The 24172-nt window shown below is 74.7% G+C and carries 21 protein-coding genes and 1 pseudogene; 8 read left to right on the top strand and 14 right to left on the bottom strand.

The genetic code is table 11. From position 1 onward, the window contains the following. Positions 1-134: 134 nt before the first annotated feature. The 5 genes from JJI54_RS02875 to JJI54_RS02855 are packed head-to-tail and all read left to right on the top strand — an operon-like array spanning position 135 to position 5660. A complete protein-coding gene (locus tag JJI54_RS02875; protein ID WP_203070729.1) occupies positions 135-2108 on the top strand; it encodes a heme lyase CcmF/NrfE family subunit in 1974 nt (657 codons plus the stop codon). Then, positions 2105-2671, top strand: coding sequence for a DsbE family thiol:disulfide interchange protein (locus tag JJI54_RS02870; protein ID WP_203070727.1), 567 nt, complete (start codon positions 2105-2107; stop codon positions 2669-2671). Before JJI54_RS02875 ends, JJI54_RS02870 begins: the two co-directional genes overlap by 4 nt. Further along, complete coding sequence (locus tag JJI54_RS02865; RefSeq protein ID WP_203070724.1) at positions 2668-3141, top strand: cytochrome c-type biogenesis protein; 474 nt, start codon at positions 2668-2670, stop codon at positions 3139-3141. The genes JJI54_RS02870 and JJI54_RS02865 overlap by 4 nt, the downstream gene beginning before the upstream one ends. Beyond that, positions 3138-3938 carry a c-type cytochrome biogenesis protein CcmI gene (gene ccmI / locus JJI54_RS02860; protein WP_203070722.1) on the top strand — a complete coding sequence of 267 codons (801 nt, stop codon included), beginning with the start codon at positions 3138-3140 and terminating at the stop codon, positions 3936-3938. Before JJI54_RS02865 ends, ccmI begins: the two co-directional genes overlap by 4 nt. Positions 3939-3980: 42 nt before the next feature. Then, positions 3981-5660, top strand: a complete 1680-nt coding sequence (locus JJI54_RS02855; RefSeq protein WP_203070720.1) for a dihydroxyacetone kinase family protein — start codon at positions 3981-3983, stop codon at positions 5658-5660. On the opposite strand, the gene JJI54_RS02850 is transcribed toward JJI54_RS02855, so the two are convergent. The 7 genes from JJI54_RS02850 to JJI54_RS02820 form a co-directional block, all read right to left on the bottom strand. Then, positions 5564-6757: a glycosyltransferase gene (locus JJI54_RS02850; RefSeq protein WP_203070718.1), complete on the bottom strand. Its 1194-nt coding sequence runs from the start codon at positions 6755-6757 to the stop codon at positions 5564-5566. The genes JJI54_RS02855 and JJI54_RS02850 overlap by 97 nt on opposite strands. Continuing rightward, positions 6754-8031, bottom strand: a complete 1278-nt coding sequence (locus tag JJI54_RS02845; RefSeq protein ID WP_203070716.1) for a glycosyltransferase family 4 protein — start codon at positions 8029-8031, stop codon at positions 6754-6756. Before JJI54_RS02845 ends, JJI54_RS02850 begins: the two co-directional genes overlap by 4 nt. A 5-nt stretch (positions 8032-8036) precedes the next feature. Continuing rightward, entirely contained in the window at positions 8037-9227 is a 1191-nt protein-coding gene (locus JJI54_RS02840; protein ID WP_203070714.1) for a DegT/DnrJ/EryC1/StrS family aminotransferase, read from the bottom strand. A 119-nt stretch (positions 9228-9346) separates the two neighbouring features. Beyond that, the gene (locus JJI54_RS02835) at positions 9347-9949 is read right to left on the bottom strand and encodes a sugar transferase (protein ID WP_203070712.1); all 603 of its coding nucleotides are present in this window, start codon (positions 9947-9949) and stop codon (positions 9347-9349) included. After that, positions 9942-11174, bottom strand: a complete 1233-nt coding sequence (locus JJI54_RS02830; protein ID WP_226381354.1) for an O-antigen ligase family protein — start codon at positions 11172-11174, stop codon at positions 9942-9944. The genes JJI54_RS02835 and JJI54_RS02830 overlap by 8 nt, the downstream gene beginning before the upstream one ends. 8 nt (positions 11175-11182) lie before the next feature. Then, complete coding sequence (locus JJI54_RS02825) at positions 11183-12070, bottom strand: hypothetical protein (RefSeq protein WP_203070710.1); 888 nt, start codon at positions 12068-12070, stop codon at positions 11183-11185. Between the two features lie 45 nt (positions 12071-12115). Further along, positions 12116-13978 (bottom strand): heparinase II/III domain-containing protein, encoded by a 1863-nt coding sequence (locus JJI54_RS02820; RefSeq protein ID WP_203070708.1) that lies wholly within the window; start codon positions 13976-13978, stop codon positions 12116-12118. 59 nt (positions 13979-14037) lie between these two features. On the opposite strand from JJI54_RS02820, the gene JJI54_RS02815 reads away from it, so the two are divergent. Together JJI54_RS02815 and JJI54_RS02810 are read left to right on the top strand one after the other, a co-directional pair. Then, the gene (locus JJI54_RS02815; RefSeq protein WP_226381353.1) at positions 14038-16737 is read left to right on the top strand and encodes an SLBB domain-containing protein; all 2700 of its coding nucleotides are present in this window, start codon (positions 14038-14040) and stop codon (positions 16735-16737) included. Positions 16738-16913: 176 nt separating this feature from the next. Next, positions 16914-19019 (top strand): YjbH domain-containing protein, encoded by a 2106-nt coding sequence (locus JJI54_RS02810; RefSeq protein WP_318987436.1) that lies wholly within the window; start codon positions 16914-16916, stop codon positions 19017-19019. 91 nt (positions 19020-19110) lie between these two features. Here JJI54_RS02810 and JJI54_RS02805 read toward each other — a convergent pair whose 3' ends face one another. From JJI54_RS02805 to JJI54_RS02790, 4 genes are read right to left on the bottom strand one after another with little or no spacing between them, the layout of a single operon-like run. Further along, positions 19111-19692, bottom strand: coding sequence for a hypothetical protein (locus JJI54_RS02805; RefSeq protein WP_203070702.1), 582 nt, complete (start codon positions 19690-19692; stop codon positions 19111-19113). A 48-nt stretch (positions 19693-19740) separates the two neighbouring features. Continuing rightward, a complete protein-coding gene (mdoH, locus tag JJI54_RS02800; RefSeq protein WP_203070700.1) occupies positions 19741-21411 on the bottom strand; it encodes a glucans biosynthesis glucosyltransferase MdoH in 1671 nt (556 codons plus the stop codon). 31 nt (positions 21412-21442) lie between these two features. Further along, positions 21443-22222 carry a hypothetical protein gene (locus tag JJI54_RS02795; protein ID WP_203070698.1) on the bottom strand — a complete coding sequence of 260 codons (780 nt, stop codon included), beginning with the start codon at positions 22220-22222 and terminating at the stop codon, positions 21443-21445. Next, positions 22219-22644, bottom strand: coding sequence for an ABA4-like family protein (locus JJI54_RS02790; RefSeq protein WP_203070696.1), 426 nt, complete (start codon positions 22642-22644; stop codon positions 22219-22221). The genes JJI54_RS02795 and JJI54_RS02790 overlap by 4 nt, the downstream gene beginning before the upstream one ends. Positions 22645-22735: 91 nt before the next feature. Between JJI54_RS02790 and JJI54_RS02785 the strand changes: the two genes are divergently transcribed. Continuing rightward, the gene (locus JJI54_RS02785) at positions 22736-23359 is read left to right on the top strand and encodes a TetR/AcrR family transcriptional regulator (RefSeq protein ID WP_203070694.1); all 624 of its coding nucleotides are present in this window, start codon (positions 22736-22738) and stop codon (positions 23357-23359) included. 6 nt (positions 23360-23365) lie between these two features. Here JJI54_RS02785 and JJI54_RS02780 read toward each other — a convergent pair whose 3' ends face one another. From JJI54_RS02780 to JJI54_RS33100, 3 genes and pseudogenes are all read right to left on the bottom strand, one after another. After that, on the bottom strand, positions 23366-23665 hold the full coding sequence (locus JJI54_RS02780; RefSeq protein WP_203070692.1) for a CcdB family protein: 300 nt from the start codon (positions 23663-23665) through the stop codon (positions 23366-23368). A 3-nt stretch (positions 23666-23668) separates the two neighbouring features. Then, positions 23669-23848 carry a type II toxin-antitoxin system CcdA family antitoxin gene (locus tag JJI54_RS32560; protein ID WP_264177147.1) on the bottom strand — a complete coding sequence of 60 codons (180 nt, stop codon included), beginning with the start codon at positions 23846-23848 and terminating at the stop codon, positions 23669-23671. 165 nt (positions 23849-24013) lie between these two features. After that, positions 24014-24145 (bottom strand): annotated as a pseudogene (locus JJI54_RS33100) (helix-turn-helix domain-containing protein); the annotation flags it as partial. Positions 24146-24172: the final 27 nt, after the last annotated feature.

Here is a 24172-nt window from a genome sequence, read left to right as displayed (position 1 = left end):
CAGCGCTCCAACCTGCGGCCCGAAGGGCCGAGGCCGCGAATGCGGCCCGCGGCCAATGCCGCGAAGCCAAGGGCCGCGGATGCGGCCCGCCCGGCGTCTGAGGGGCACGAAGGCAAAGCCTTCGTGCAGCAGCAATGATCGCCGAACTCGGTCACTTCGCCCTCGCGCTGGCCATGGTGCTGGCGCTGGCGCAGGCGCTGCTGCCGCTGATCGGCGCGCATGTGCGCGATGCGCGGATGATGGCCTCCGCCGCGCCGCTGGCGATCGGGCAATGCGTGGCGCTGATCGCGTCCTTCGCCTGCCTGATGTACGTCTATGCGATCAACGACACGACGGTGCTGAACGTCGTGCAGAACAGCCATTCCGCCAAGCCGATGCTCTACAAGATCACCGGCACCTGGGGGAACCATGAGGGCTCGCTGCTGCTCTGGGTCAACATCCTCGGGCTCTGCGGCGCCGCCGTCTCCGGCTTCGGGCGCGAATTGCCCACCGCGCTGCGCGCCCGCGTGCTCGGCGTGCTCGGGCTGATCTCGGTCGGCTTCCTGCTCTTCACCATCAAGACCTCGAACCCCTTCGACCGCATGTGGCCGCCGCCGCCGGATGGCCAGGGGCTGAACCCGATCCTGCAGGATATCGGGTTGGCCATGCACCCGCCGCTGCTCTACCTCGGCTATGTCGGCTACGCCGTCACCTTCGCCTTCGCCATCGCGGCGCTGATCGAGGGCCGCGTCGATGCCGCCTGGGGGCGCTGGGTGCGGCCCTGGTCGCTGGCCGCCTGGTCCTTCCTGACGCTCGGCATCGCGCTGGGGTCCTGGTGGGCCTATTACGAGCTGGGCTGGGGCGGCTACTGGTTCTGGGACCCGGTCGAGAATGCCTCGCTGCTGCCCTGGCTGATCGGCACCGCCCTGCTGCACTCCGCCATCGTCGTGGAGAAGCGGGACGCGCTGAAGACCTGGACCATCCTGCTCGCCATCATCGCCTTCGCCATGTCGCTGCTCGGCACCTTCCTGGTGCGGTCGGGCGTGCTGAACAGCGTGCATTCCTTCGCCAATGACCCGGAGCGCGGGCTGTTCATCCTGGCGCTGCTGATGGTCTATGTGGTGGGCGCGCTGCTGCTGTTTGCCTTCAGGGCCTCGGCCATGATCCCGACCGGGATCTTCGCGCCGGTGTCGCGCGAGGGCGCCATCGTGCTGAACAACCTGCTGGTCTGCTCCATCACCGCGGTGGTGTTCGTGGGCACGCTCTGGCCGATGTTCGCCGATGCGCTGTTCGGCATGAAGGTCTCGGTCGGCCCGCCCTTCTTCAACTCCGCCAGCTTCCCGCTGGTGGTACCGCTGCTGATCGCCATGGCGGCGGGGCCGTTGATGCCCTGGAAGCGCGCGCAGCTTTCCTCTGTTGTGATGCGGCTCTGGTGGTGCGCGGTCATCGCCTTCGCGGCCTTCTTCCTGGCGCTGCTGCTGAGCGGCCAGCATGTCATGCCGGCCGTTGGCTTCGCCTTTGCCGTCTGGGTGATTGGCGCCGCCGTGGCGGACATCGCGGATCGCACCGCGCTGTTCCGCACCAATCTCGGCAATGCGTGGAACCGCGCGAAGGGCCTGCCCCGCGCGGCCTGGGGCGCGGCCATCGCCCATGCCGGCATCGGCATCACCGCGGCCGGCATCGCGGGCATGGGGCTCGCGCAGGAACGCATGGTCGCGCTGGCGCCGGGCGAATCCACCACGCTGGCCGGCTATGAATGGCGGCTCGAGGGCGTGCGCGACGTGCAGGGCCCGAACTGGACCGCGCGGCGCGCCACCATCACGCTGCTGCGGGACGGCGCCGAGGTGCGCGTGATGGAACCCTCCCGCCGCTTCTTCCCCATCGCGCGGCAGAACACGACGGAGGTCGCGATCCACACCAACCTGATCGCCGACCTCTACGCGGTGATCGGGGAGGAGGAGGCCGGCACGGGCAAGGCGGTGATCCGCCTGCACTACAACTTCCTGGCGCCCTGGATCTGGATCGGCGCCGCGATCATGGCGCTGGGCGGCGCGCTGTCGCTGGCGGACCGTCGCATCCGCGTCTCCGCCCCCAATCGCGCCGCGGCCCGGATGGTCCCTGCCGAATGACGCCGAATACCCGTCGCCTTCTGCTGATGGCGCCCTTCGCCGCCGCCGCGGCCGGGGGTGTCGCCTTCTATGCCGCGCTCGATCGGCAGCGCCGCGGCGTCTACAACCCGCGCGGCGTGCCCTCCGCCCTGATCGGCCAGCACGCGCCGGACTTCACTCTGCCGGCGCTGGAGGAAAGCGGCGTGCCAGGCTTCGGCGCCGCCGATCTCCGCGGCTTCGGCCGCCCGCTGCTGGTGAATTTCTGGGCCAGCTGGTGCGTGCCCTGCGTGATCGAGCATCCGCAGCTGATGCGCCTGTCGCGCGAAGGCGTGCCGGTGCTGGGCATCGCCTACAAGGACAAGCCGGCCGACAGCCTCCAGTTCATCCGCCGCCACGGCAACCCCTTTCTCCGGTTGGCGAAGGACGAGCCGGGTCGCGTCGCGATCGACTGGGGGCTCTACGGCGTGCCGGAGACCTACCTGCTGGACCGCCAGGGCATCATCCGCTGGCGCTACGCCGGCCCCATCACCGACGAGGTCCTTGCACAGGACCTTCGGCCGCTGCTGGCCCGCTACGCCGCATGAAGACCCTGTTCCTGCTGCTCGCGCTGCTCTTGCCCGGCGCGGCGCACGCCACGACCAACCCCGCCGACATGCTCCGCGACCCCGCGCAGGAGGAGCGCGCCCGCGCCCTCGGCCGGGAAATCCGCTGCATGGTCTGCCAGAACCAGTCGATCGAGGACAGCGAGGTGGCGCTGGCGCGCGACCTGCGGCTGATCGTGCGCGAACGCATCGTGGCCGGCGACACGGATGCGCAGGTGCGGGACTTCCTGCATGCGCGCTACGGCGACTTCGTGCTGCTGCGCCCGCCCTTCACCTGGTCCACCGCGGCGCTCTGGCTGACGCCGGTGCTGGCGCTGATGGCCGGCGCCAGCCTCATCATCCTCTCGCGCCGTCGCAGCGCGCAGCCCGCGCCACCCGCGCCGCTGACGGAGGAGGAGAAGCGCCGCCTCGCCGCGCTCGACGCCGAGACAAGGGACGGAAACCGCGCGTGACCCTCTGGCTGCTGTTGGGTGCGCTCGCGCTGTTGGCGCTGCTCCCGCTGATCATCACCCTCATCCGGCCGACCCGCGCGCGTGGCCGGGCGGAGGCCGACCTCGCCCTCTATCGCGCGCAGCTGGCGGAGCTGGATCGGGAGCGTGAGGCCGGGCGGCTCGATGCCGCGCAGCACCAGGCGGCGACGCTGGAAGTGCAGCGCCGCATCCTGGCCGCACCGAAGGAGGATGCGCCGGAGCTCCGCCCGGGCCGCACCGCCGCCGTGCTGGCGGCCATGGTCTTCCTGGTGCCGGCCGCGGCGCTCGGCCTCTACCTCGTGCGCGGCACGCCCGACATGCCCGCCGCCCCCTTCGTGGAGCGCCAGCGCCTGGCGCAGGAGGAGGACGCGATGCTGGAGACGCTGCGCGGGCGCCTCGCGATGCTGGAGCCCGGCAGCGACGCGGCGCGGCAGGGGCAGATCCTGCTCGGCAATGCCGAACGCTCCCGCGGCCGGCTGGATGAGGCCGCGCGCGCCTATCGCACCGCGCTGGAAGCCCGCTTCGATGGCCCGCTCGCGGCCGATCTCGCGGAGCTGGAGATCGAGCGGGGCGACCACGCCGCCGCCGCCGCCCTGATCGCCCGCGCGCTGGGTTCGTCCCCCCGGGAGCCGCGGCTGCGCTTCCTGGCCGGGCTGGCGGAGGCGCGGGCCGGCCGCACCGACAATGCCCGCCGCACCTGGCAGGCGCTGCTGGCGGATGCGCCGGCGGAGGCGCCCTGGCGGCCGGTGGTGGAACGGCAGCTCCAGGCCCTGCCGTAGCGGGCGGCCGGCGCTACACTCCCGCCAAAGGGAGAGGGCGCCATGCGGAAATTCCTCAACGATCCCCGCGCCGCGGTGCGGGAGATGCTGGAAGGCCTGGCGGATCTCTCGCCCGGCCTGGCGCTGCTGGCGGAGGAGGGCGTGATCCTCCGCGCCGGGCTGCCGGCCTTCGGCGAAAGGCGGGAGGTCGCGGTGATCTCGGGCGGCGGCGCGGGCCATGAACCCGCCCATGCCGGCTATGTCGGCCCCGGCCTGCTGCATGCGGCGGTGGCGGGCGATGTCTTCACCAGCCCGCCGGTCGATGCGGTGCTGGCCGCCATCCGCGCCGTGGCCGGGCCGCCGGGCGCGCTGCTCATCGTCAAGAACTACACGGGCGACCGGCTGAATTTCGGCCTGGCGGCGGAGCTGGCCCGCGCCGAGGGCATCCCCTGCGAGGTCGCCGTGGTGGCCGATGACGTGGCGCTGGCCGGCACGGTGGAGCCCGCGCGGCGGCGCGGCATCGCCGGCACGGTGCTGGTCCACAAGGTCGCCGGCGCCGCCGCGGCCGCGGGGCTGCCGCTCGATGCCGTGGCGGCGGAGGCGCGTGCGGCGGCGGCGGCGCTCGGCAGCATGGGCGTGGCACTCGGCGCCTGCACCGTGCCGGCGGCGGGACGGCCGGGCTTCGACCTGCCGGAGGGCGAGATGGAACTCGGCCTCGGCATCCATGGGGAGGCCGGGGTGGCGCGCGTGCCCCTGGCGCCGGCGCGGGAGGTCGCGGCGACGCTGCTCGACCGCATCCTGGCGGAGACGCGCTGGCAAGCGGGCACGCCGGTGGCGCTGCTGGTCAACGGCCTCGGCGGCACGCCGCCCATGGAACTCGCGCTGATGGCGCGGGAGGCGCTGGCCGGCCTGCGCGCGCGGGGTATCGGCGTGGCGCGGGCGTGGTGCGGCACGGCGCTCTCGGCGCTGGAGATGCCGGGCTGCTCCTTCTCCGTCATGGTGTTGGACGCGGCGCGGCTCGCGCGCCTCGATGCCCCGGCCAGCGCGCCGGCCTGGCCGGGTAGCGGCGTGATCCCGGCGGCGCGGGCGGTGGTGGCCCCGGCCGAGGCCCCGCCGCATCCCTGGACCGGCGCGGCCGATCCCGCCATCCGCGCCGCCGTGCTGGCCGTGGCAAGCGCGCTGGAGGCGGCGGAGGCGCGGCTGACGGCGCTGGATGCGGCGACGGGGGATGGCGATCTCGGCCTGTCGCTGGCGCGCGGCGCGGCGGCGCTGCGGGCGCTGCCGGAGGGCGCCTTCGCGGATGCGCCGGCGGCGCTTTCCGCCATGGCTGGCACCTTGCGCCGGGCCATCGCGGGATCCTCCGGCCCCTTCTACGCCACCGCGCTGCTGCGCGCCGCCCGCGCCCTGCCAGCCCGGCCGGCGCCGGCCGACTGGGCGGCGGCGCTGGAGGCGGCGGTGGCGGCGATCGGCGAACTCGGCGGCGCGCAGCCGGGCGACCGCACCATGCTGGATGCGCTGCACCCCGCCGCCCTGGCCTTCCGGGACGCCCTGCCGGATGGGCGGGCCGCGCTGTCGGCCGCCGCGCGGGCGGCGGCGGCAGGGGCGGCGGCGACCGCCGCGATGCGCCCGCGGCTCGGCCGCGCGAGCTACCTCGGCGACCGCGCGCTCGGCCACACCGATGCGGGCGCCGCCGCCGTCGCCGCCTGGATGGCGGCGCTGGAGGAGGCGGTGAGCAGCCGGTAGAGCCGGACCAGCCGCGCCGCCTCCGCCGCCCAGCCGAAGCGGGTCAGCGCCGCGTCGCGCCCCCGCTGGCCCATGGCGTCGCGCACGCTGGGGTCCGACAGCGCCTGGATGGCGGTCGCGACCGCGACGGCATCGGCGGTATCCACCGTCAGCCCGCAATCGGCGCTGCGCACGATGCCCGCCACCTCCTCCGCCAGCGCGGGGACGATCACGGGCAGGCCCGCCAGCATGCAGTCGAACAGCTTGTGGGGCAGCGCCAGGCGGTGGTTCTCCACCCCCGGCTGGAACAGCACCAGGCCGATATCGGCCTCCGCCGCCAGGGCCAGCGCTTCCTCCCGCGGCATCCAGTCCAGGTAGTCCACCTGCCCCGCCAGGCCGAGCGCCAGGCTGCGTTCGCGGAAGGCGGCCTCGCTGCCATCGGTGAAGCGGCCGATCAGCCGCAGCCGCGTGCCCGCGGGCAGCAGGGCCAGCGCATCCAGCATGACGAAGGCGCCCCGCGCGCGGGTCAGCGCGCCCAGGTGCAGCAGGGTCAGCGGCCCGGCCGCGTGCCGCCGCGGCACCAGCGCCACGGGGGTGGCGTAGTTGCGCACCGGCGTGCAGCGCGCGGCACCGCCGAGCCACCCCTCCAGCCCATCCTTCGCCACCACCACCGCATCGGCGCGGGATGCCAGCAGCCGGCAGGCGGCGCCGACCAGGGCACGGCCCAGCGGCCGCAGCACCCCCGGCAGCAGGGGATCGAGGCGCGAGGGGTAGTGCTCATGCACGTCCAGCACCACCCGCGCGCCGCAGCGCCGCGCCGCCAGCAGCGCCGCCACCCAGCTGTCGGGCTCATGCGCATGGATCACGGCCGGGCGCAGCGCGGCGGCGCGGCGGGCGAGCGCCGGGATGCCGAGCAGCCGCGCCCGCCACCCCCCCGCCGGCCGCGGATAGGTCTGCAGCGCGACGCCATGCAGCAGCCTGGTCCCGGCCTCCGGCCCCGGCGCCAGGTGGCGCACCGGGAAGCCCGCCGCGGCCAGCGCCGCGCCTTCCTTGGCCACGATCCGCACATCCTCCGCCGGATGGGCGGCGGAGAGCATGAGGATGGCGGGCGGGGTCATTGGGCCAGCGCCGTGGCGGGGGCGGGGGCGTGGCCGGCCGCCGCCTCCACCGTCGCCACCAGCCGGGCGGCGATCTGGCGGCTGTCGAAATGGCGTTCCGCCAGGCGCCGGGCCGCCTGGCCCATGACGCGGCGGCGCGCCGGGTCATCCGCCATGGCCAGCAGCGCCGCCGCCAGGCCATCGCCATCCCCGGGCGGCACGGTCAGGCCGCAGCCGCCTTCCGCCAGCAGGCGCTGGGCGCGGCCCGGCACATTCGCCACCACCGGCAGCCCCGCGGCCAGGCATTCCGCCAGCTTGTTCGGCGCCGTCCATTCCGCGAATTCGGGCACCGGCGCCAGGCAGAGCAGCCCGGCATCCGCCCCGGCCAGCAGCCCCGCCAGGCGGCGCTTCGGCATGGGGTCGAGGAAGAGCACCGGCAGCTCCTCCGCCGCCGCGCGGGCCATCAGGGCCGGCTTCTCCGCGCCATCGCCCACCAGCAGGATGCGGATGCCGGTGCCCCGCAGCCGCGCGGCGGCATCCAGCAGCACGCCGAGGCCATTCGCCCTTCCATGCGCGCCGGCATAGACCGCCACCATCTCCTCCGCCCCCACCCCATCCGGCCGCCAGGGCCGGGCATCGGGGCCGAACAGGGCGAGGTCGGCGCCCTGCGGCAGCACCCGCAGCCGGTCGGGGTCCGTCCCCCGCGCCAGCGCGGTGCGGGCCATGCCCTCGGTCAGCGCGACGACGACGCTGGCGCGGCGGCAGGCGGCATCGGCCAGCCGGCCGATCGCCGCCAGCACCGCGCCCGGCACGCCCCCGCCATCGCCCCCGCTGGCCCCTTCCCGGGGCCGCGACAGCGCGGCGGGCAGTTCCGGCCAGGGGTCGCGGATCTCGAACAGGAAGGGCGTGCCGCGCAGCAGCCGCGCCAGCAGGGCGGGGATGGCGACGGTGGGCGGGGTGGAGGAGGCGAGGATGAGGTCCCAGCGCTGGCGGAGCGCGAGCCGCGAGGTCGCCGCGGCATAGCGCAGGAAGACGCGGCTGCGGCGGGCCAGGGACTGCGCATTGCCATAGGGCAGGTCGAATTCCACCACCTCGAACCCCGCCACCGCGCCGCGCCGGGCGCCGTGGCGGAAGGGGCCCGCCAGCCCGGTGGCGGCGCCGGCATAGCGGCCGCAGGCCAGGGTCACGGCGTGCCCGGCCTCCGCCAGCGCGGCGGCGTGGTTGTAGGCGCGCGTCGCCGTGGCGCCGTCCGGCGTGGAGAAATGCTGGTGCAGGTAGAGGATGCGGAGCGCCATCGCCGTCACGCCCGCGCGCAGGACCGCACGAGGTCGATCACCCGGGCCTGGTCGGCCTCCGTCATCCCGGTGCCGGAGGGCAGGCAGAGCCCGCGTTCGAACAGCGCCGCGGCGGTGGCGCCGCCCACCTGTGGCGCGTCGCGGAAGGCGGGCTGCAGGTGCAGCGGCTTCCAGGCCGGGCGGCTTTCGATGCCCGCGGCCTGCAGCACCCGCCGCACCACCTCCCGGTCCGCGCCGAAGGGGGCGGGGTCGATCGTCAGCACGGTCAGCCAGCGATTGGCGCGGCCCCAGGCGGGTTCGGCGATGAAGCCGAGGCCCGGCAGCTCCGCCAGCCCCGCCACGTAGCGGGCGAAGATCTCCCGCCGCCGCGCCACGCGCGCCGCCAGCGCCGCCAGCTGCGCCAGCCCCACGGCCGCGAGGACGGAGGAGAGGCCGTAGGTGTAGCCCGTCGTCTCGTGCTCGTAATGCGGCCAGGCTTCCTTGGCCTGGCCGGCCAGCTGCCGGGCGCGGGAGAGCAGGGCCGCATCCTCCCCGGCCAGGGCCCCGCCGCCGCCCGCGGTGACGATCTTGTTGCCGTTGAAGGAGAAGGCCGCGAGCCGCGCGCCCCGCCCGGCATGGCGGCCGCCGCGCTGCGTGGCCCCCATGGCGGCGGCGCTGTCGACCATCACCGGCACGCCCCAGCGGTCGCAGGCCGCGACGATGGCGTCGAGGTCGCAGCACTGGCCGTAGAGATCGACCGGCACCACCACGCGCGGCAGCCGCCCGCGCCGCGCGGCCCTGGCCAGCTCCTCGGCCAGCAGGCCGGGGTCCATGGTCCAGCCGGTCTCCACCACGTCGAGGAAGCGGGGGATGGCGCCCATCTGCACCGCCGGCGCCACGCTGGCGACGAAGGTCATGGCCGGCGCCCAGACCTCATCCCCCGGCGCCACGCCCAGCACCCGGTAGCCCAGATGCAGCGCGGCGGTGCCGGAGGCGGTGGCCAGCACGGAGGGCAGCCCGATCGTCTCGGCCAGCGCGGCCTCGAACGCCGCGGGGGTGGGCCCGGCCGGGGCCAGCCATCCGGCTTCCAGCGTCTCCCGCACCCGCTCGGCCTCCCCGCCCGCCAGTTGCGGCGGGGACAGCAGCAGGGGCACGGGCTGGGGCCGCGGGGGGAAGGGGAGGATCGCGCCGGCGGCAGCGGGAAGGGGCGTAGCCATGCGAACCCATAAGTTGATAAACAGTGAATCGATATCACATCGTGATTGATACCCCGGCGGTTTCGCAAGCCCCGTCTTGCAGCCACAACCGTTTGCAACCGCGCTTTCCGCGGCCGGCGTCAGCGATCCGCCCGGTCCCCCGGCTCGAAGGCCGGCATGGTGGCGTGGCCCGGCGCCGTGGTGCCCTGGCCGCGCAGCCAGACCGCCAGGCTGCGCAGCGCCAGGACCAGGTCGGTGCGCAGGCGGAGCGGCGCCGCCGCATAGGCGGCATCCAGCTCCAGCCGCCTCTCCCACGGCACGGCGTTGCGCCCCGCCGCGACGCCCGGCCCCAGCAGCCCGGGGCGGACCCGGAGCCGCAGCGCCTGGCGCGCGGAATAGAGGCGGCCATAGTCCAGCGGCAGCGGCCGAGGGCCGACCAGGCTCATCTCCCCCCGCAGCACGTTCACCAGCTGCGGCAGCTCATCGAGGCCCGAGGCGCGGAGCGCGCGGCCGAAGCCGTCCAGCCGCTCCGCATCGCTGCCCGGCCCCACCGCCATCGACCGGAATTTCTTCAGGTCGAAGGCCGCGCCGTGCAGGCCCGCGCGGGGCTGGGTGAAGAGGATGGGGCTGCCAAGGCGCCACCGCACGGCCAGCGCCACCGCGGCGAAGAGGGGCGACAGCAGCACCAGCAGCAGCGCCGCCACCACCAGGTCCAGCGCCCGCTTGCCGAAGCGCTCATGCATGGGCGGCCTCCAGCGGGCGGGCGGAGAGGCCGAGGCTCAGCGCCAGGCCGAGCGCGAACCAGGCCATCCGGTTGCCGAGGTCGGTCGAGACCATGATCGTCATCGCCACCGGCAGCACCATGGCCGCCATTCGCGCCAGCCGCGCGGGCGGCACGCCGGGCGCCAGGCGCAGCATGGCGAAGGCCGCGCCGCCGAAGGTGCCGAGCCAGAGCAGCAGCCCCGGCAGCCCGCCCTCCGCCAGCGCTTCCAGCGCGTGGTTGTGGGGGTAGAGGCCGCGCCTCTCCCCATGCCCGGCCGCGATGGTGAAGCCGCCGGTGCCGAGGCCGAAGGGCGCGGCTTCCCCCGCCCAGTCCAGCGCCGCGCTCCAGAGGCCGCGCCGCGCATCGAGCCCCGCCGCATCGCCCGTCAGGCGTTCGAGGGTGCGCAGCCCCTCCGCATGGTCGGGATGCAGCAGCAGCCAGAGCAGCCCCGCCATCCCCGCCGCCGCCACCGCCGCCGTCCAGGCCAGGGCGCGGCGGCGCGGCAGGCGGAGCGCCGGCGCCAGCGCCACGCCCAGCAGCAGCGCCACCAGCGCCGTCCGCCCGCCCGGCAGCAGCGCCGCCGCCGCCAGCGCCAGGATCAGCGCCGCCCAGGCGGCGCGGCCGGGCCAGGACGGCGCCTCCACCAGCTTCACCGCCGCCAGCGCCGCGGCGGTGGCCATGGCGAGGCCGGCCAGCTGGTATTGCAGGCGCTGCGCCTCCGCCTCCAGCAGCGCGGCCAGGCCCCAGCCGCCCGCGACGCCCCAGGCGACGGTCGCCGCCAGCAGCGCGCCGATGGCGATGGTGGTGGCGGACAGCGCCCGGCGCGCCGACGGTTCCGCCCCCACCAGCATCCCCGCGGCCAGCATCAGCGGCCCGGCCAGCGTCGCCTCCGGCAGCTTGGCGGAGAGCACGACGGAGGAAGGGCTCCAGGCCCCGGCCACCACCAGCCAGGCCCAGAACAGCCCCGCCGCCGCCAGCGGCAGGGCCAGCGCCCGTTCCACCCGCCAGGCCCGCGACACGGCCAGCAGCGCCAGCGCGGGCAGCAGCAGCGCCAGGCTCGCCAGGGTGAGATCGACCGGCAGGCCCGCCAGCGGCGGCGCCGTCTTCAGCGCGCCGGCCATCTGCAGGATGGCGGCCAGCGCGCCGGCCGCCAGGGCGACGGGGGCCAGGGCGACGGGGGCCATAGCGACGGGGGCCCAGGGCATGGCGGGCCTCATTCCGCCGGCTCCACCCGCATCGGGCGGGCCAGCGCGCCGCCGGTGGGCCGGCCGGCCGGCGGCGCCTGGCGCAGCAGGATCCCCGCCCCCACCAGCCCCGTCGCCGCCATCGGCGCCGCCACCAGCAGCAGCAGCAGCAGCAGCGGCCGGTTGGGCAGGGAAGGGCGGATCTCCACCATGGGTGCGGAGACGAGGCGCGCGGCCACCGCCTCATCCGCCGCCACCACCACCGCGGCGCGCTGGTTCAGCGCCAGCAGTTCATAGAGCGACTGCCGGATGTAGAGGTCGGGCTCCCGCGCCAGCCGCGCTTCCAGCGCCGCGACGCGGCGGCGGGCCAGCTCCGCCAGGTCCCCGCGCACCTTGGCCTCGGCGAAGGCATGCAGGCGGGCCAGGGCATCCAGCGCGAAGTCCCGGTCGCGATGCGGCAGCGCCAGGCCCCAGGTCAGCGCGCCGAGCGTCTGGGTCAGGGCGAGGTTGCGCTCCAGCCAGTCCCGCGCATCGTCCAGGTCGGCCTCGATGCGCAGGTCCAGCGCCTCCCGCACCGCGCCGCCGGGCCAGGCGCGCCGCCTTTCGGTCAGCAGCGCCAGCAGGGGTGTGTCCCGCACCAGCATGGCGGCGGCCTCCGCCGACCGCAGCGCGCCGAGATAGATGGCGAAATTGCCCGTGGGCCGTGTGTCCAGCAGGCCGGAGACGGTGGAGGCGGAGGAGAGCAGGGTGGAGGTGGCGATGCCCGTCGTCTCGGCGGGCGCCACCATCGCCTCCGCCACATATTGCCGCGGCCAGAGGATGATGGTGGTGCCCCCCGCGCCCAGGATCAGCGCGGCCAGCAGCGCCACGCGCCAGCGCAGCGCCAGGATGCGGGCAAGGAGGAGGTCAAGCGGCATGGGGGGCGCGGCCCTCCTCGATCGCGGGCGGATGGCGCCGCGGCATCATGGGGGGGCTCCGGCAGGCAGGGTGACGCGGGTGAGGAGGCGGGAGAGGGGCGCGGCGCCGGCCACGACCAGGATGGGCACCGGGCGCAGCGCGCCATAGGCGGGGCTCTCCCACCCCTCCGCCAGGCGCAGCGAGAGGGGGGCATCGGCAGTGACGGCGATCCGCGCCGCCGCCCCCGCCACGCCATCCGCCGCCAGGCGCCAATCCCCCGGCGGCAGGCGCCAATGCCAGGCGACCTGCCGGAAGGGGCCGGCCAGGCGATCCTCGATGATCCAGTCGCGGCCCTCCGCCGAGACGCGCCGTTCCGTCCGGTTGCCGGCATGGTCGCGCGTCCAGGCGCCCCCCGGCACCGTGCCGAGGCGCGGCCAGCGCGCCAGCAGGAAGCGGCCCGCCCGCGGCATCGGGTCCCGTCCATCGAAGACCGGCGCGTTGTGGGCGGCGGCGGCCCCGATCGCCTCCCACCAGCCCGGCGAGGGCGGGTTGTAGGACCCCGTCCCCCCATCCCGCAGCACCGTGGCGGCGCCGTCGCGCAGCGTCAGGTGCAGCAGGTCCGACTGCGCGGGGCGGAAGCGCAGCGGGCCGGTGCGCAGCAGCGCCGTGGCGCCGCCGGCCGCCCAGCCCATGGTCCCCGCCGCCGCCCAGCGCGCCGGGCGATCCAACCCGGCATCCGGGCAGGGCAGCCCGAGCCAGGCGCAGCCCGGATCATCCGCCTGGCCGGCCGAGGCGCCGGCAAACAGCCGGGCGGCGCGCTCCACGCTGCCCCGCGCATCCGCCGGCCCCCGCAGGCCGAGATCGGCCAGCGCCGACCCGTCCTCCACCCCGATCGCGGGGCCGGTGCCGTCCGGCGCCACCACCCGGTGCAGCCAGGCCGCCAGCGCGGCGGCGCGGGCCGGCAGCGGCGCCGGGAAGGCGGGCGCGCCATGCCGCCGGCGCAGCCATTCCGCGACGGACAGCGTATCCAGCGCCAGCCGCGCATAGCCGGCCGAGACCTGCGCGAAGCCACCATCCGGCGCCACCAGCCGCCCCACCGCGGCCGAGAGACGCCGCGCCGCCTGCCCGGCCGCGCGACGGTCCCCGAGCAGCAGCGCGCAGGCGAAGGCGCCGGCGGGCTCCGAGATCGCATGGTTGTTGTCCTGCGCCGCCGCATAGGCGGGGGTGGCGGCGATGCGCCGGGCGCAGAGGCCGAGCAGCCCCCGCGCCCCCCGCGGCAGGCCGCGATCCGCATCGAGCAGCGCGAGCGCCAGGGCGAGCGCCAGCGCCCGCAGCGCCGCTTCCTGCCCGCAGGCCCAGGCGGGGCCCCGGAAGGCCGGGTTCGCCGCCACCCAGCCCCGCAGCAGCGCCTCCGCCCGCGCCAGGTGGCCGCCGCCGGGGTCGATTCGCGCGGCCTGCGCCAGCAGCAGCAACTCCCCGAAGCGGTGCCCTTCCCAGACCGGCCGGACATCGCCCGCCCGGAACAGGTCCATGCCGAGCGCGGGGGCCGCGCCATCGAAGGGGCCATGCCAGTCCGGCGCCGCCGGCAACGCCGCCGCCGCCCGCAGCAGCCGGTCCGCCGCGCCATCCGGCAGGGGCGGCGCCGGGGGCGCGGTGGCGGGCAGCATCGGCGCCTCGATCGCCGCCGGGTTGCGCAGGCGCCGCGCCGGCAGGCCGAGCGCCATGGTGGCGCGGTGCCACAGGAACAGCCCGACCGGCCGGGGGCCCAGCCGCCAGGCGGCATCCAGGCGCAGCAGGGCCGCGCCGCGCAGCGGCGGCGATGCCGCTCCGCGTGGCTGCGGCGACGCCGCTTCGCGGCAGGGGGGCTTCGTCAGGGTGGGCGCAACCGGCGCCCGCCGCCCGGGCGAAAGGGGGGCTTGGTTCGGCATGAACGTAATGTTTATGCTACACAGGGTCGTAAATCATGCCATCGCAATTAACGCCTGAGTTGAGACTTGTCTCAGCCGTCCTGGCCGGGCTGCTGGCCTGGATGCCGGTTGCCCGGGCCCAGCCGGCCGGCCCGCCGGCCATCTCCGCCTCGCCCGGCTCCGCGACCGGCCCCGCGGTGGGGTCCGCCCTGTCGCCGCCGCCGCTGCCCTCCCTGCTGCCCGGCGGGCTGCCGCTGCCGACCCTGCCGGCCGGCACGCAGCAGGAGATCATGCAACGGATCCTGGACGCCGCCGGCGGCCGCACGCCCCCCGGCCCGCTGCCCGCACCCGCGGCGCCCACCCCCTCCTCCCCCTTCCCGGCCCTGCCCGCCGCGCCGCCCGCCGCGGCCCTGGCCGCGCCGGAGGAACCCTATTCGCATACCGAGATCTTCTTCGCCGAACGGCTGGGCCTGGCGCTGCGGCAGTTCGGCTATGACAGCTTCCGGGCCGGCCCGGGCGGCGCCAGCGTGCTGGGCGCGCTGCCGGACGACTACATCATCGGCCGGGACGATGAGCTGGTGCTGGCGCTGCGCGGCCGCACGCGGTCCACGCAGAACCTCCGCGTGCTGCGCGACGGCACGCTGGTGACGCCCGACCTGCCGCCCATCCCCGCCGCCGGCCGCACGCTCCGCGACCTGCGCACGGACCTCGAGGCCCGCATCAGCCGCGACATGCCGGGGACCGAGGCCTACCTGGCCATCGGCCAGGTCCGGCAGATCGCGATCTTCGTCGGCGGGGAGGTGCAGCGGCCGGGGATGCAGGCGCTGACGGCGCTGTCCTCCGTGCTCGACGCCCTCCAGCAGGCCGGCGGCGTGCGCAAGACGGGATCGCTGCGCGGCATCCGGGTGGAAGGGCCGCGCGGCAGCCGGGTGGTCGATCTCTACGCCGTCATCGCGGGGGAACGCGGCAGCGTCGATCTCTCGCTGCGCGAGGGCGAACGCATCGTCGTCCCGCCGCTCGGCGGCGTCGTCGCCCTGGCCGGGGAGGTGACGCGGCCCGGCATCTACGAACTGCCCGCCGGCAGCACCGGCGTGCCGCTTGCCGTCGCGCTGCGCCTGGCGGGCGACCCGCTGCGCCCCGCGGGCAACCGCTTCCTGTCCCAGGGCACGGATGGCGGCGGCCGGCGGAGCTTCACGGAACTCCGCCCGCAGGACCTGGTGCGGCGGGGCGACAGCGTGCTGGTGCAGCCCGGCGCCGACGTCATCGCCAACCAGCTTCGCCTGGCCGGGCACGTCACCGCCCCCGTCACCCGCGCCATCGGGCGCGGCGGCGCCTCGCTCAACAGCCTGCTGTCGGACCCCCGCCTGGTGCGGCCCGATCCCTATCCGCGCCTCGCGGTCATCCTGCGCCTGGATGGGGAAACGCGCGTCCGGCGCTTCATCCCCTTCGACCTGTCCCGGGCCCTGCAGGGCCAGGGCAACCTGCCGCTGGTCGAGGGCGACGAGGTGATCGTGCTGGCCAACAGCGACATCGCCTGGCTGGCGAGCCCGCCGGTGCAGCGCGCGCTGCGCGGGGAAGCGCCGGCCGATGACAGCTGCCCGGCGCTCACCCAGCTGGCCATCGCCGCCCGCAGCGCCCCCGCCCGCTTCGCCCATGCCCGCGGCGCCGGCTTCCCCGATATCGGTGCGCCGGCCTGCCCGCCGGTGTTCCGCGACTACCCGCCGCTGCTCTCCTTCCTGCTCGACACCGCCGTGCTGCTGGCGGGCGAGGTGCGGCAGCCCGGCCTCTTCCCGATCCAGGACAATACCGGGCTCGACGCGCTGCTGGCCGCGGCCGGCGGCGTGACGGATGGCGCGGACCTCTCCGCCATCGAACTCGCCCGTGAACCCACGGAGCAGTCCGGCACCATCCCGCTGTCGCGCACGCTGCTCGACCTGCGCAGCCGCAACTTCCGCGCCGTGCGCCTTTCGCCGCGCGACGTCATCCGCGTGCCGCGCGGCTTCACCGACCGGGAGACGGGGCCGGTGACGCTGGCGGGCGAAGCGGTGCGCCCCGGCGTCTACGACATCCGCCGCGGCGAACGCCTCTCCGAACTGCTCGCCCGCGCCGGCGGGCTGACCGGCCAGGCCTATGCCTACGGCACCGTCTTCACGCGGGACAGCGTCCGGCTGCGCCAGCAGGAAGGCTTCGCCCGCACGGCGCGGGACCTCGAGACCTCCCTCATCCAGGTCGCCGCGGGCCAGGCGGTGGCGGGCGGGCGGGGGCAGAATGTCGATGTCGGCAACGCCATCAGCGCCGGGCGCGAACTCGCCAACGCACTCCGCCAGGCGCAGGCCGCCGGGCGCATGGTGGTGGAAGCCAACCCCGTGCTGCTGGCGGCGCGGCCGGAACTCGACGTGCTGCTGGAACCAGGCGACCTCATCGTCATCCCGAAGCGGCCCAACGAGGTCACCGTGGTCGGCGCCGTGCTGAACCCGGGCAGCCTGCAATTCCAGTCCGGCTGGCGCGCCGGCGACTACCTCCGCGCCGCCGGGGGGCCGCAACGCTTCGCCGATACCTCCCGCGCCTTCGTCGTGCTCCCCAACGGCCAATCCGCCCCCGCGGGCCTGTCCGGCTGGCAGGCGGGCGGGCCACCCGTGCCGCCCGGCAGCCTGGTCGTCGTGCCGCAGGACCCCTCCCCCTTCGAGACCTGGGGCTTCATCCGCGACCTGACCCAGGTGCTGAGCCAGGTCACCATCTCCTCCGCCGCGCTGGCCGTGATCGCGCGAGAGATGCGCTGAGGAGACATGAGGGCGCGCTGCGGGGGCGCTGCCCCCGCGCCCCCGCCGGGGGGCGTGGCGCCCCCCGGACCCCGCCATCGGTTTTCAATGCCGGTAGGGAGGGGGGCCGAAGTGCCCCCCTCCCTACCGGCATGCAACGGAAGGTGGTCCAGGGGGCCCCTGCCCCCTGGTGGGGGGTGCAGGGGGGCAAAGCCCCCCTGCTGCTCGCCCTCGCGCTCCTCACCGCCCCCGCGCCGAGCCGCGCCGCCGACGAGGTGCCGGGGACCGGGTCCAACTACGGCGGTGTGGGCCTGCTGGAGATGCGCAATGCGCGGTTCCGGCCGGATGGGGTGTTGGAGGGGGGCACGGCGGTCCGGCACCAGCGGCGGTTTCATCTCCTCTCCTTCCAGGCCCTGCCGTGGCTGGAGGCGACGTTCCGGCTGACGGAGCGGCTGGATGGCACGACGGGCGCGGGGATGACGAATGACCGCGCCTTCGACCTGAAGATGCGGATCTGGGAGGAGACGGACTGGACGCCTGCCATTGCCGTGGGGCTGCAGGACTTCATCGGCACGGGGCTCTATTCGGGCGAGTATGTCGTGGCCTCCAAGCGCTTCGGGCCGCTGGATGCGACGCTGGGCCTGGGCTGGGGGCGGCTCGGCACGGCGGCGGATGGGCAGAACCCGCTGGCGGTGCTGTCGCCGCGGTTCGAGGAGCGGCCCCGCCGCGTGGACCAGGGCGGCTCCATCAACACCTTCCAGTTCTTCCGGGGGGAGAGCGCGGCGCTGTTCGGCGGGCTCGAATATTCGCTGCCGCCGGTCTGGACCCCCTGGGGAGAGGTCGAGGGGCTGCGCGCGAAGGTGGAGGTTTCCGGCGACGCGCTGCGGGATGAGCGGGGCGGCTGGCCGGCGCGGACGACGGGGTTGCGGGGTGAGGCCGGATCCCGCGTGAATTACGGCCTGCAATGGTCGAATGGCTGGCTGGATGCGGGGGTGCAGTTCGTGCATGGCACGGACCTGCTGCTGCGGGTCTCCGCGCGGCTGGATCCGGATCGGGTGCCGGAGGTGGAGCGCCCGCCGCCGCCGGCCATGACGGCGCGGCCGGTCGAAGCGCCGCCGGACGCCGAGGCGGCGGTGGCGGCGGCCTTGCGCGCCATCGGCTTCCGCCCCGTCCGCATCCGGATCGAGGGCGAGGTCGCGCGCATTGCCGTCGCGGGCGGGCGGCAGCGGACGCTGGCGCGGGCGGCGGGGCGGATGCTGCGCGCCGTGCAGCCGCACCTGCCGCCGGGGGTGGAGCGCATCGTCTTCTCCTGGCGCCAGGCGGGGGTGGAGGTGGCGCGCCTCACGCTGCCGCGGGGCGCGATGGAGGCGGCGGTCCGCGGCGATGGCAGCGCGGAGGAGATGTTCTACGCCAGCCGGCTGGAGGCGGCGGGGGCGGATGAATTCGGCCTGCTGGATGGCGGGCGCGGCTTCTCCTGGGGGTTGGAGCCGCGCTTCTCGACCCTGTTCGGCGATCCGTCCCGCACGCTGCGCTGGCAGGCGCAGGCGGTGCTGGGCGCGCGGGCGGAGGTCGGGCATGGCGTGGCCGTCGCGGGCAGCCTTTCCCGCGTGCTGGCGGGGAACCTGGCGGGGGCACCGGCTTCCGACAGCCGCCTGCCGCGCGTCCGCAGCGAGGCGGCGCGCTATGCGCGGGAGGGGGAGACGGCGATGCCCGCGCTGTATGGGGAGCGCATCTGGGGGCTTGCGCCCGATGTCTTCGCGCGGGTGACGGGCGGCTATTTGGAGCCGATGTTCGCGGGCGTGTCGGCCGAGGTGCTGTGGCGGCCGGAGGGGCGCGCCTGGGGCGTCGGCGTCGATGTCGCGCAGGTGGCGCAGCGGGACTACGACCAGCGCTTCGGCCTGCAGGGCTACAACGTCACCACCGGGCATGTGTCGGTCTATGCCGACCTGCCCTGGTTCGGGATGTATGGCGTGGCGCGGGCGGGGCGGTACCTCGCGGGGGATTGGGGCGGCACGGTCGAGATCGGGCGGCGCTTCCGCAGCGGCATCGAGGTCGGCGGCTTCGCGACCTTGACCGATGTGCCCTTCAAGACCTTCGGCGAGGGCAGCTTCGACCGGGGGATCTATGTGCGCGTGCCGCTCGATTTGTTCGGGATCGAGACGCGGAGCGTGGCGCCGCTGACCATCCGCGGCGTGACACGGGACGGCGGCGCCAGGCTGGCGGTGGACAATCCGTTGTGGGAGGTGACGCGGGAGGGCAGGGCGCGGGCCTTCGAGGAGGGGTTCGGGGGGTTCATGCGGTGAGGGCGGCATGCTGCGCCACGAGCAGCGTTCCAAGCGGCAAAGCACGATGCGATCTGCTCGCTTGTCGTGCGAGCGTGACCGAGCCAGTGTATCATGACTCGCGCTGCCTTTTCCAAATAGCTTCCGCTTCGATGCGCTTCCGCTTGAGATACGCCTTAACATCCCAAGCCGACTTCGTGGGATCGAACGACGGCAGTTGGTACCGGGAGCGTAAGTCGCCCGCCAGTTCGAACGCGCGCGCGCCATGCAGTGCCGCCTGACGTGCGCATTCGCGAGCTACGTCGTCGGCGTCACTGATTTCCCATTCGAACGAAAGCTTCTGATCTGCGAGAAGAAGCTCGTTTGGCATAGCCAGTGCGCGGGCCGCTAACGATGATTCTAGGCTCCCCCACGCGCCATCCGCAGGAAAGGCAGCCAGCGTCGGTAGCGAGAGATGCGCTTTGCCGGCATGCCCCCCGGAGCTTACTGACATCTCGGTATCGCCAACTCTATCTGCGCACTCGATCGCGAAGCGTTCAAGCGCCACAGAGATTTGCAGGGCCAGATGGCGAGCATTCGCTTCGCTCTTTTTCGCCTCACGCCAGCCGGTCAGAAAGTGGGTGGCGAAGGCCGCGAACAAGCCGGCACCCACGACCTTAATGAGATCAAGCCACCAGGGCGTCGGCTCCGGCACAGTCGGGTTCCCACAAAATACATTCCATGATCGTACCATATGTGCTCGTCATTGGCGAGCCACCACCAACTCCTCCGGCGTGCTCGCCACCCCCTTCTCCCGCAGCCACGCCGACACCCGCGGATCGGCGCTCCACACGCATAGCGGAATCGCCAGCACCATCCCCGCCGTGAAGGGAAGCGCGATCAGCAGCGCCGTCCCCGACACGCTCGCGAAGCAGGCCGTCAGCACCACGCCGATCACGGTGTGCCGCCACAGCAGCCGCGCGGCGTCGCGCCAGGCGATGCCGCGATCCGCGCGGTTCTGCGGCGCCCAGCCCGTGCGCGCGCCGAAGGGCAAGGTCAGCAGGAACATCGCCTTGTTCAGCGTGGACAGTGGCTCGAACAGCTGCATGAAGACGAATTCCGCGACGGCGCCGCGCGCGAAGGCGCAGCGCCCGCCATAGGTCGCGGCGACCTCGCGCTGGATCAGCGCCTGCGCATAGCCCGACAGCTTGGGCGAGAAGTAGCAGAGCGCATGCGCCAGCACGGCCAGCGCCAGCGCGCCCATCGGCGTGCCCGCGCCGCCGCCGCTCAACGCATTCCCCGCCGCTAGCAGCAGGATCGCGGCGTAGAGCGGCGCGCCCAGGAACAGCAGGATGGCCTGCACGAGTTGCAGCCGCCCGAGTGCCGTCATTCCCGGCAGATCGAACAGGCGGAAATACTGCATGTTGCCGGCGCCCCAGCGTTCGTCGCGCTGGAGAAATTCGGGCAGCGCGGGCGGGTTGGCCTCCATGCTGCCATCCTCGGCGGGCAGGCAGCGCACGGCCCAGCCCGCGGCCTGCAGGCGCACGCTCTCCACCATGTCGTGGCTCAGGATGCGGCTGCCATCGGGCAGGGGTTCGAGCTTCGCGTGGTCGCGGAACGGCGCCACGCGGATGATGGCGTTGTGGCCCCAATAGGGGCCGGAATCCAACTGCCACCAGGCCTGCCCCGTCGCCCAGCTGCGCATCCCCGCCCGCATCCCGAACTGGAACAGCCGCGGGAAGGCGGCGGTGGCGGGACGGCCCACGATCAGCTGCTGCACGATGGCGAGCCTCGGCTCGGCCTCCATGATCGAAACGAGGCGCAGCACGGCGGCCGGCGTCATCACGCTGTCGGCATCGAGCGTGATGAAGAAGGCCTCGTCCGTCACGTGGTGGTCGAGGAAATCCATCACGTTGCCGGCCTTGTAGCCGGTGTTGTCGGTGCGGCGGCGGTACCGCACGCGGCCGGGATGGGCGCTCGCGAAGCCAGCGATGGCGGCTTCCTCGGCGGCCGCGATGGCGGGGTCCTGCGTGTCCGACAGCAGCCAGAGGCGAAAGCGGTCGGCGGCGCCCTCCCGCGCCAGGCCATCCAGCAGCGTGCCGAGCGGCGGCAGCACCGCCTCCATCGCCTCGTTCCGGATGCAGACGGCGATGGCGGTGACGGCATCCGGCGGGCCGGGGCGGGCGCGGGCCAGCGCGGGCAGCACGGCGGCGGGCGGGTCCCGCGCGCCCAGCAGCAGCGCGAGCCCGAGGAGCGAATTGGCGGCCGACAGCGCTGTCCAGGGCGTGGTCAGCGCGACGGCCAGCAGGATCAGCGCCTCCCACCCGTTCACCGGCGTCAGCGCGCGCCAGGTCAGCCAGAGCAGGAAGGCGGCGATGCCGGCCACCAGCGCGGCGAAGGCGGCGCGGCGCAGCAGGGGATTCTCGTCGGTCACGCGCCATCCATCGTCCGGGATGATGGCGCGCTTACGGCATCAGGGGGATGCCCGCCAGCGCGGCCGCGAAGGCGGCCAGGCTCAGCGCCAGCCAGGCCAGCGCGGCCAGCACCACCCCCGCCACGCCGGGGGAGGCCAGCAGGGCGAAGGCCGGCACCGCCTGCATGGCGTGGGTGCCCAGGAAATGCGCGATGCGAAGGTCGCCGCCATCCCGCGACCAGAAGAAGGGCGGCCAGGCCCCGGCATCGGACAGCGTGCCGCCGATGAGGGGCGAGCCATGCCCGCCGATCGCGAAGCCCGTGACGCCGCCCATCACCCCCGCCACCACCAGCCCCAGCCCGACGGCCATCCGCCAGGGCCGCGGCTGCGCCGCATCGCCACGCGCCAGCACCAGCAGACCGAGCACCGCCGCCAGCAGCACCAGCCCCAGCGCCGCGGCACCCATGACGCCGAACATGAAGGCGCCCAGCGCATCCGTCGCGAAATGGCTGCGCAGGCCGAGCGCGGCGCGCAGCGTGATCCACCCCTGCTCGAACAGCGCCGCCGCGACGGTGCCCCACAGCACCACCCGCGCGACCCAGCCATCCCGCACCGCCGGCGCCAGCACCCCCCAGGCCCAGGCCAGCGTCCAGCACCAGACCGCCAGCGAGGCCGCGAATTTCGCCGGCTTGGTCCAGACGGAGACACCGTTGAGGCCCCGCCCATCCACCAGCATCGCCATGAGGCTTGCCGCCAGCACCGCCGCCATCCCCCAGCCGAGCCGCGCGAGGGTGGGCTGCCGGCGGTCCAGCTCCCGCAGGATCGCGATCATGCCGCCCTCCCCAAGCGGGTCCCCTTGGCGGCGCGGAGGCCGAGGAACAGCAGCAGCCCGACCGGCCCCACCAGGAAGGTCGGCGGCAGGCAGAGCCGCACCAGCCAGGGGTTCATCCCCTCCGCCGCGCCACGCCGGCAGATCCAGGCGCCGATGAAGAGATCGAAGGCGAGGTAATGCACCCAGCCCGCCAGCAGCACGCCCGGCGTGCGGAACAGCGCGGCGACGCCGGCGAGGGAGGAGAACCCGCCCTCCGCCCCCGGGGCGTAGGTGGCCAGCAGCACCAGATAGAGCACCGCCAGCAGCGCCGGCAGGGCGAGCCCCGCGAACCACCAGGTGACGGCGCGGGATCGCGGCGCCGCCAGCAGGCCGACCCAGCCCGCCAGCGCGATCAGGTTCACCGCCGAGAAGAAGGTTTCCACGGGTCAGGGGCTCCGACTGTCCAATGGTCAGTTTGATCGCCCGAGGGACTGACCATTGTCAAGTTCGATCTTGCGCGGCAGGATCGCGGCCATGACCGTCACCCCCAAGCCCCGCGGCCGGCACCATCACGGCGACCTCCGCCGCGCCCTGCTGGATGCGGTCGCTGAGATCGTGCTGGAGCAGGGGCCGGAGGCGGTGACCCTGCGCGAATGCGCGCGCCGCGCCGGCGTGTCGCACTCCGCCGCCGCGCCGCATTTCGGCGACAAGCGGGGCCTGCTGACCGCCTTCGCGGTGGAGCGGTCGGAGCGCCTGGCGCGCGCGATGGAGGATGCGGTGGCGGCCCTGCCGGCCGGCGCCGATGCCCGCGCGCGCCTGGCCGCGACGGGCCGCGGCTACCTGGCCTTCGCGCGGGAGAACCCGGCCCAGTTCCGCCTGATGTTCCGCACCGACCTGATCGACACGGCGGACGAGGCCTGGCGCGCGGCCGCGCGGGGCGCCTGGGCGCCGCTCGCCACCGCCATGGCGGCGGCCGCGCCGGCGGCGGAGGGGCGGGCACGGCGCGCGCGCCTGGCGCTGGCCTGGTCCGCCGTGCACGGCTTCGGCACGCTGCGGCTGGAAGTGCCGGGGGCGGAGCTCTGGGCCGGGGAGGATCGGGCGGCGGAGGTGGCGGAGGACATGCTGGCGCTGGTGGTGGAGGCCTGCGCGGGCCCCTGAACGTGCTCAGAACCCCGTCAGCAGCAGGTCCAGCGCGCGGGTGATGTCATCGCGGTGCGGGGCGAGGTTCCCGACGGGCCGGCCGAGTTCGCGGCGGGGGACGGCGGCCATCAACTGCGTCGCCATCAACAGCCGATGGCCCTCGACCTCGAAGGCCGGGTGCAGGTCCGTCATGCGGGTCGGCACCTCATCCGGCGGCAACAGCGGCACCACGACCCGGGTGCGGAGGTGGTCCAGGAAATCGGCCTGGACATCGAGCAGCCAGGCCGCCGACCCCTTCGGCCGATAGAGGTCGAAGCGTGCCACGCCTCAGAACATCCGGTACTTCGCCAGCGGCAGCCCGTTGCGCTCCGTCCATTCGTTCCAGGCGTCCATCGCCGCCCGGTTCTCTTCCTTCCAGCGGCGAGTCTTTTCGGCGCGGATGGCGTCCTGGATGGACTTGGTGGCGATTGCGTCGGGGTCGAGTCCGAGTTCCACCGCGTCGGTCATCAGCGACTGTCGTGCGTCTGGAAAACCTTGTGCCGCCCCCGGCGTGACGTTTGCCGTGAGGCGACGCTTCCGTCCCTGTGAAGATGCGCGACGTCCGGGCCCTTTCGGCGCTGCGCCTAGAAAATCCGCCAATTTCACCGCACCCCCAGTTTGCGCCTCAATTAAAGGCAGCTTGCGGGCGTCAGGGACGTTGCGGCCTGAAATCCAGCCGCTCACCGTAGCGTCGGACACCCCAAGGCGACGGGCAAACTCCCGCTGGGACATCCCAAGTTGTCGGAGCCGTTCATCTAGCCTCATGGTCCCAGGTTATTTCAGCTAGGCTGA

Origin of the sequence: Falsiroseomonas ponticola (assembly GCF_016805305.1) — a bacterium.
Lineage (GTDB): Bacteria > Pseudomonadota > Alphaproteobacteria > Acetobacterales > Acetobacteraceae > Falsiroseomonas > Falsiroseomonas ponticola.
The sequence above is the reverse complement of the archived record's forward strand: the minus strand, read 5'-3'. Positions and strand labels throughout refer to the sequence as shown.

Coding starts and splice junctions, on each gene's coding strand:
- JJI54_RS02875 (WP_203070729.1), top strand. CDS start 135: ATGATCGCCGAACTCGGTCACTTCGCCCTCGCGCTGGCCATGGTGCTG.
- JJI54_RS02870 (WP_203070727.1), top strand. CDS start 2,105: ATGACGCCGAATACCCGTCGCCTTCTGCTGATGGCGCCCTTCGCCGCC.
- JJI54_RS02865 (WP_203070724.1), top strand. CDS start 2,668: ATGAAGACCCTGTTCCTGCTGCTCGCGCTGCTCTTGCCCGGCGCGGCG.
- JJI54_RS02855 (WP_203070720.1), top strand. CDS start 3,981: ATGCGGAAATTCCTCAACGATCCCCGCGCCGCGGTGCGGGAGATGCTG.
- JJI54_RS02850 (WP_203070718.1), bottom strand. CDS start 6,757: ATGACCCCGCCCGCCATCCTCATGCTCTCCGCCGCCCATCCGGCGGAG.
- JJI54_RS02845 (WP_203070716.1), bottom strand. CDS start 8,031: ATGGCGCTCCGCATCCTCTACCTGCACCAGCATTTCTCCACGCCGGAC.
- JJI54_RS02840 (WP_203070714.1), bottom strand. CDS start 9,227: ATGGCTACGCCCCTTCCCGCTGCCGCCGGCGCGATCCTCCCCTTCCCC.
- JJI54_RS02835 (WP_203070712.1), bottom strand. CDS start 9,949: ATGCATGAGCGCTTCGGCAAGCGGGCGCTGGACCTGGTGGTGGCGGCG.
- JJI54_RS02830 (WP_226381354.1), bottom strand. CDS start 11,174: ATGCCCTGGGCCCCCGTCGCTATGGCCCCCGTCGCCCTGGCCCCCGTC.
- JJI54_RS02825 (WP_203070710.1), bottom strand. CDS start 12,070: ATGCCGCTTGACCTCCTCCTTGCCCGCATCCTGGCGCTGCGCTGGCGC.
- JJI54_RS02820 (WP_203070708.1), bottom strand. CDS start 13,978: ATGCCGAACCAAGCCCCCCTTTCGCCCGGGCGGCGGGCGCCGGTTGCG.
- JJI54_RS02795 (WP_203070698.1), bottom strand. CDS start 22,222: ATGATCGCGATCCTGCGGGAGCTGGACCGCCGGCAGCCCACCCTCGCG.
- JJI54_RS02785 (WP_203070694.1), top strand. CDS start 22,736: ATGACCGTCACCCCCAAGCCCCGCGGCCGGCACCATCACGGCGACCTC.
- JJI54_RS32560 (WP_264177147.1), bottom strand. CDS start 23,848: ATGACCGACGCGGTGGAACTCGGACTCGACCCCGACGCAATCGCCACC.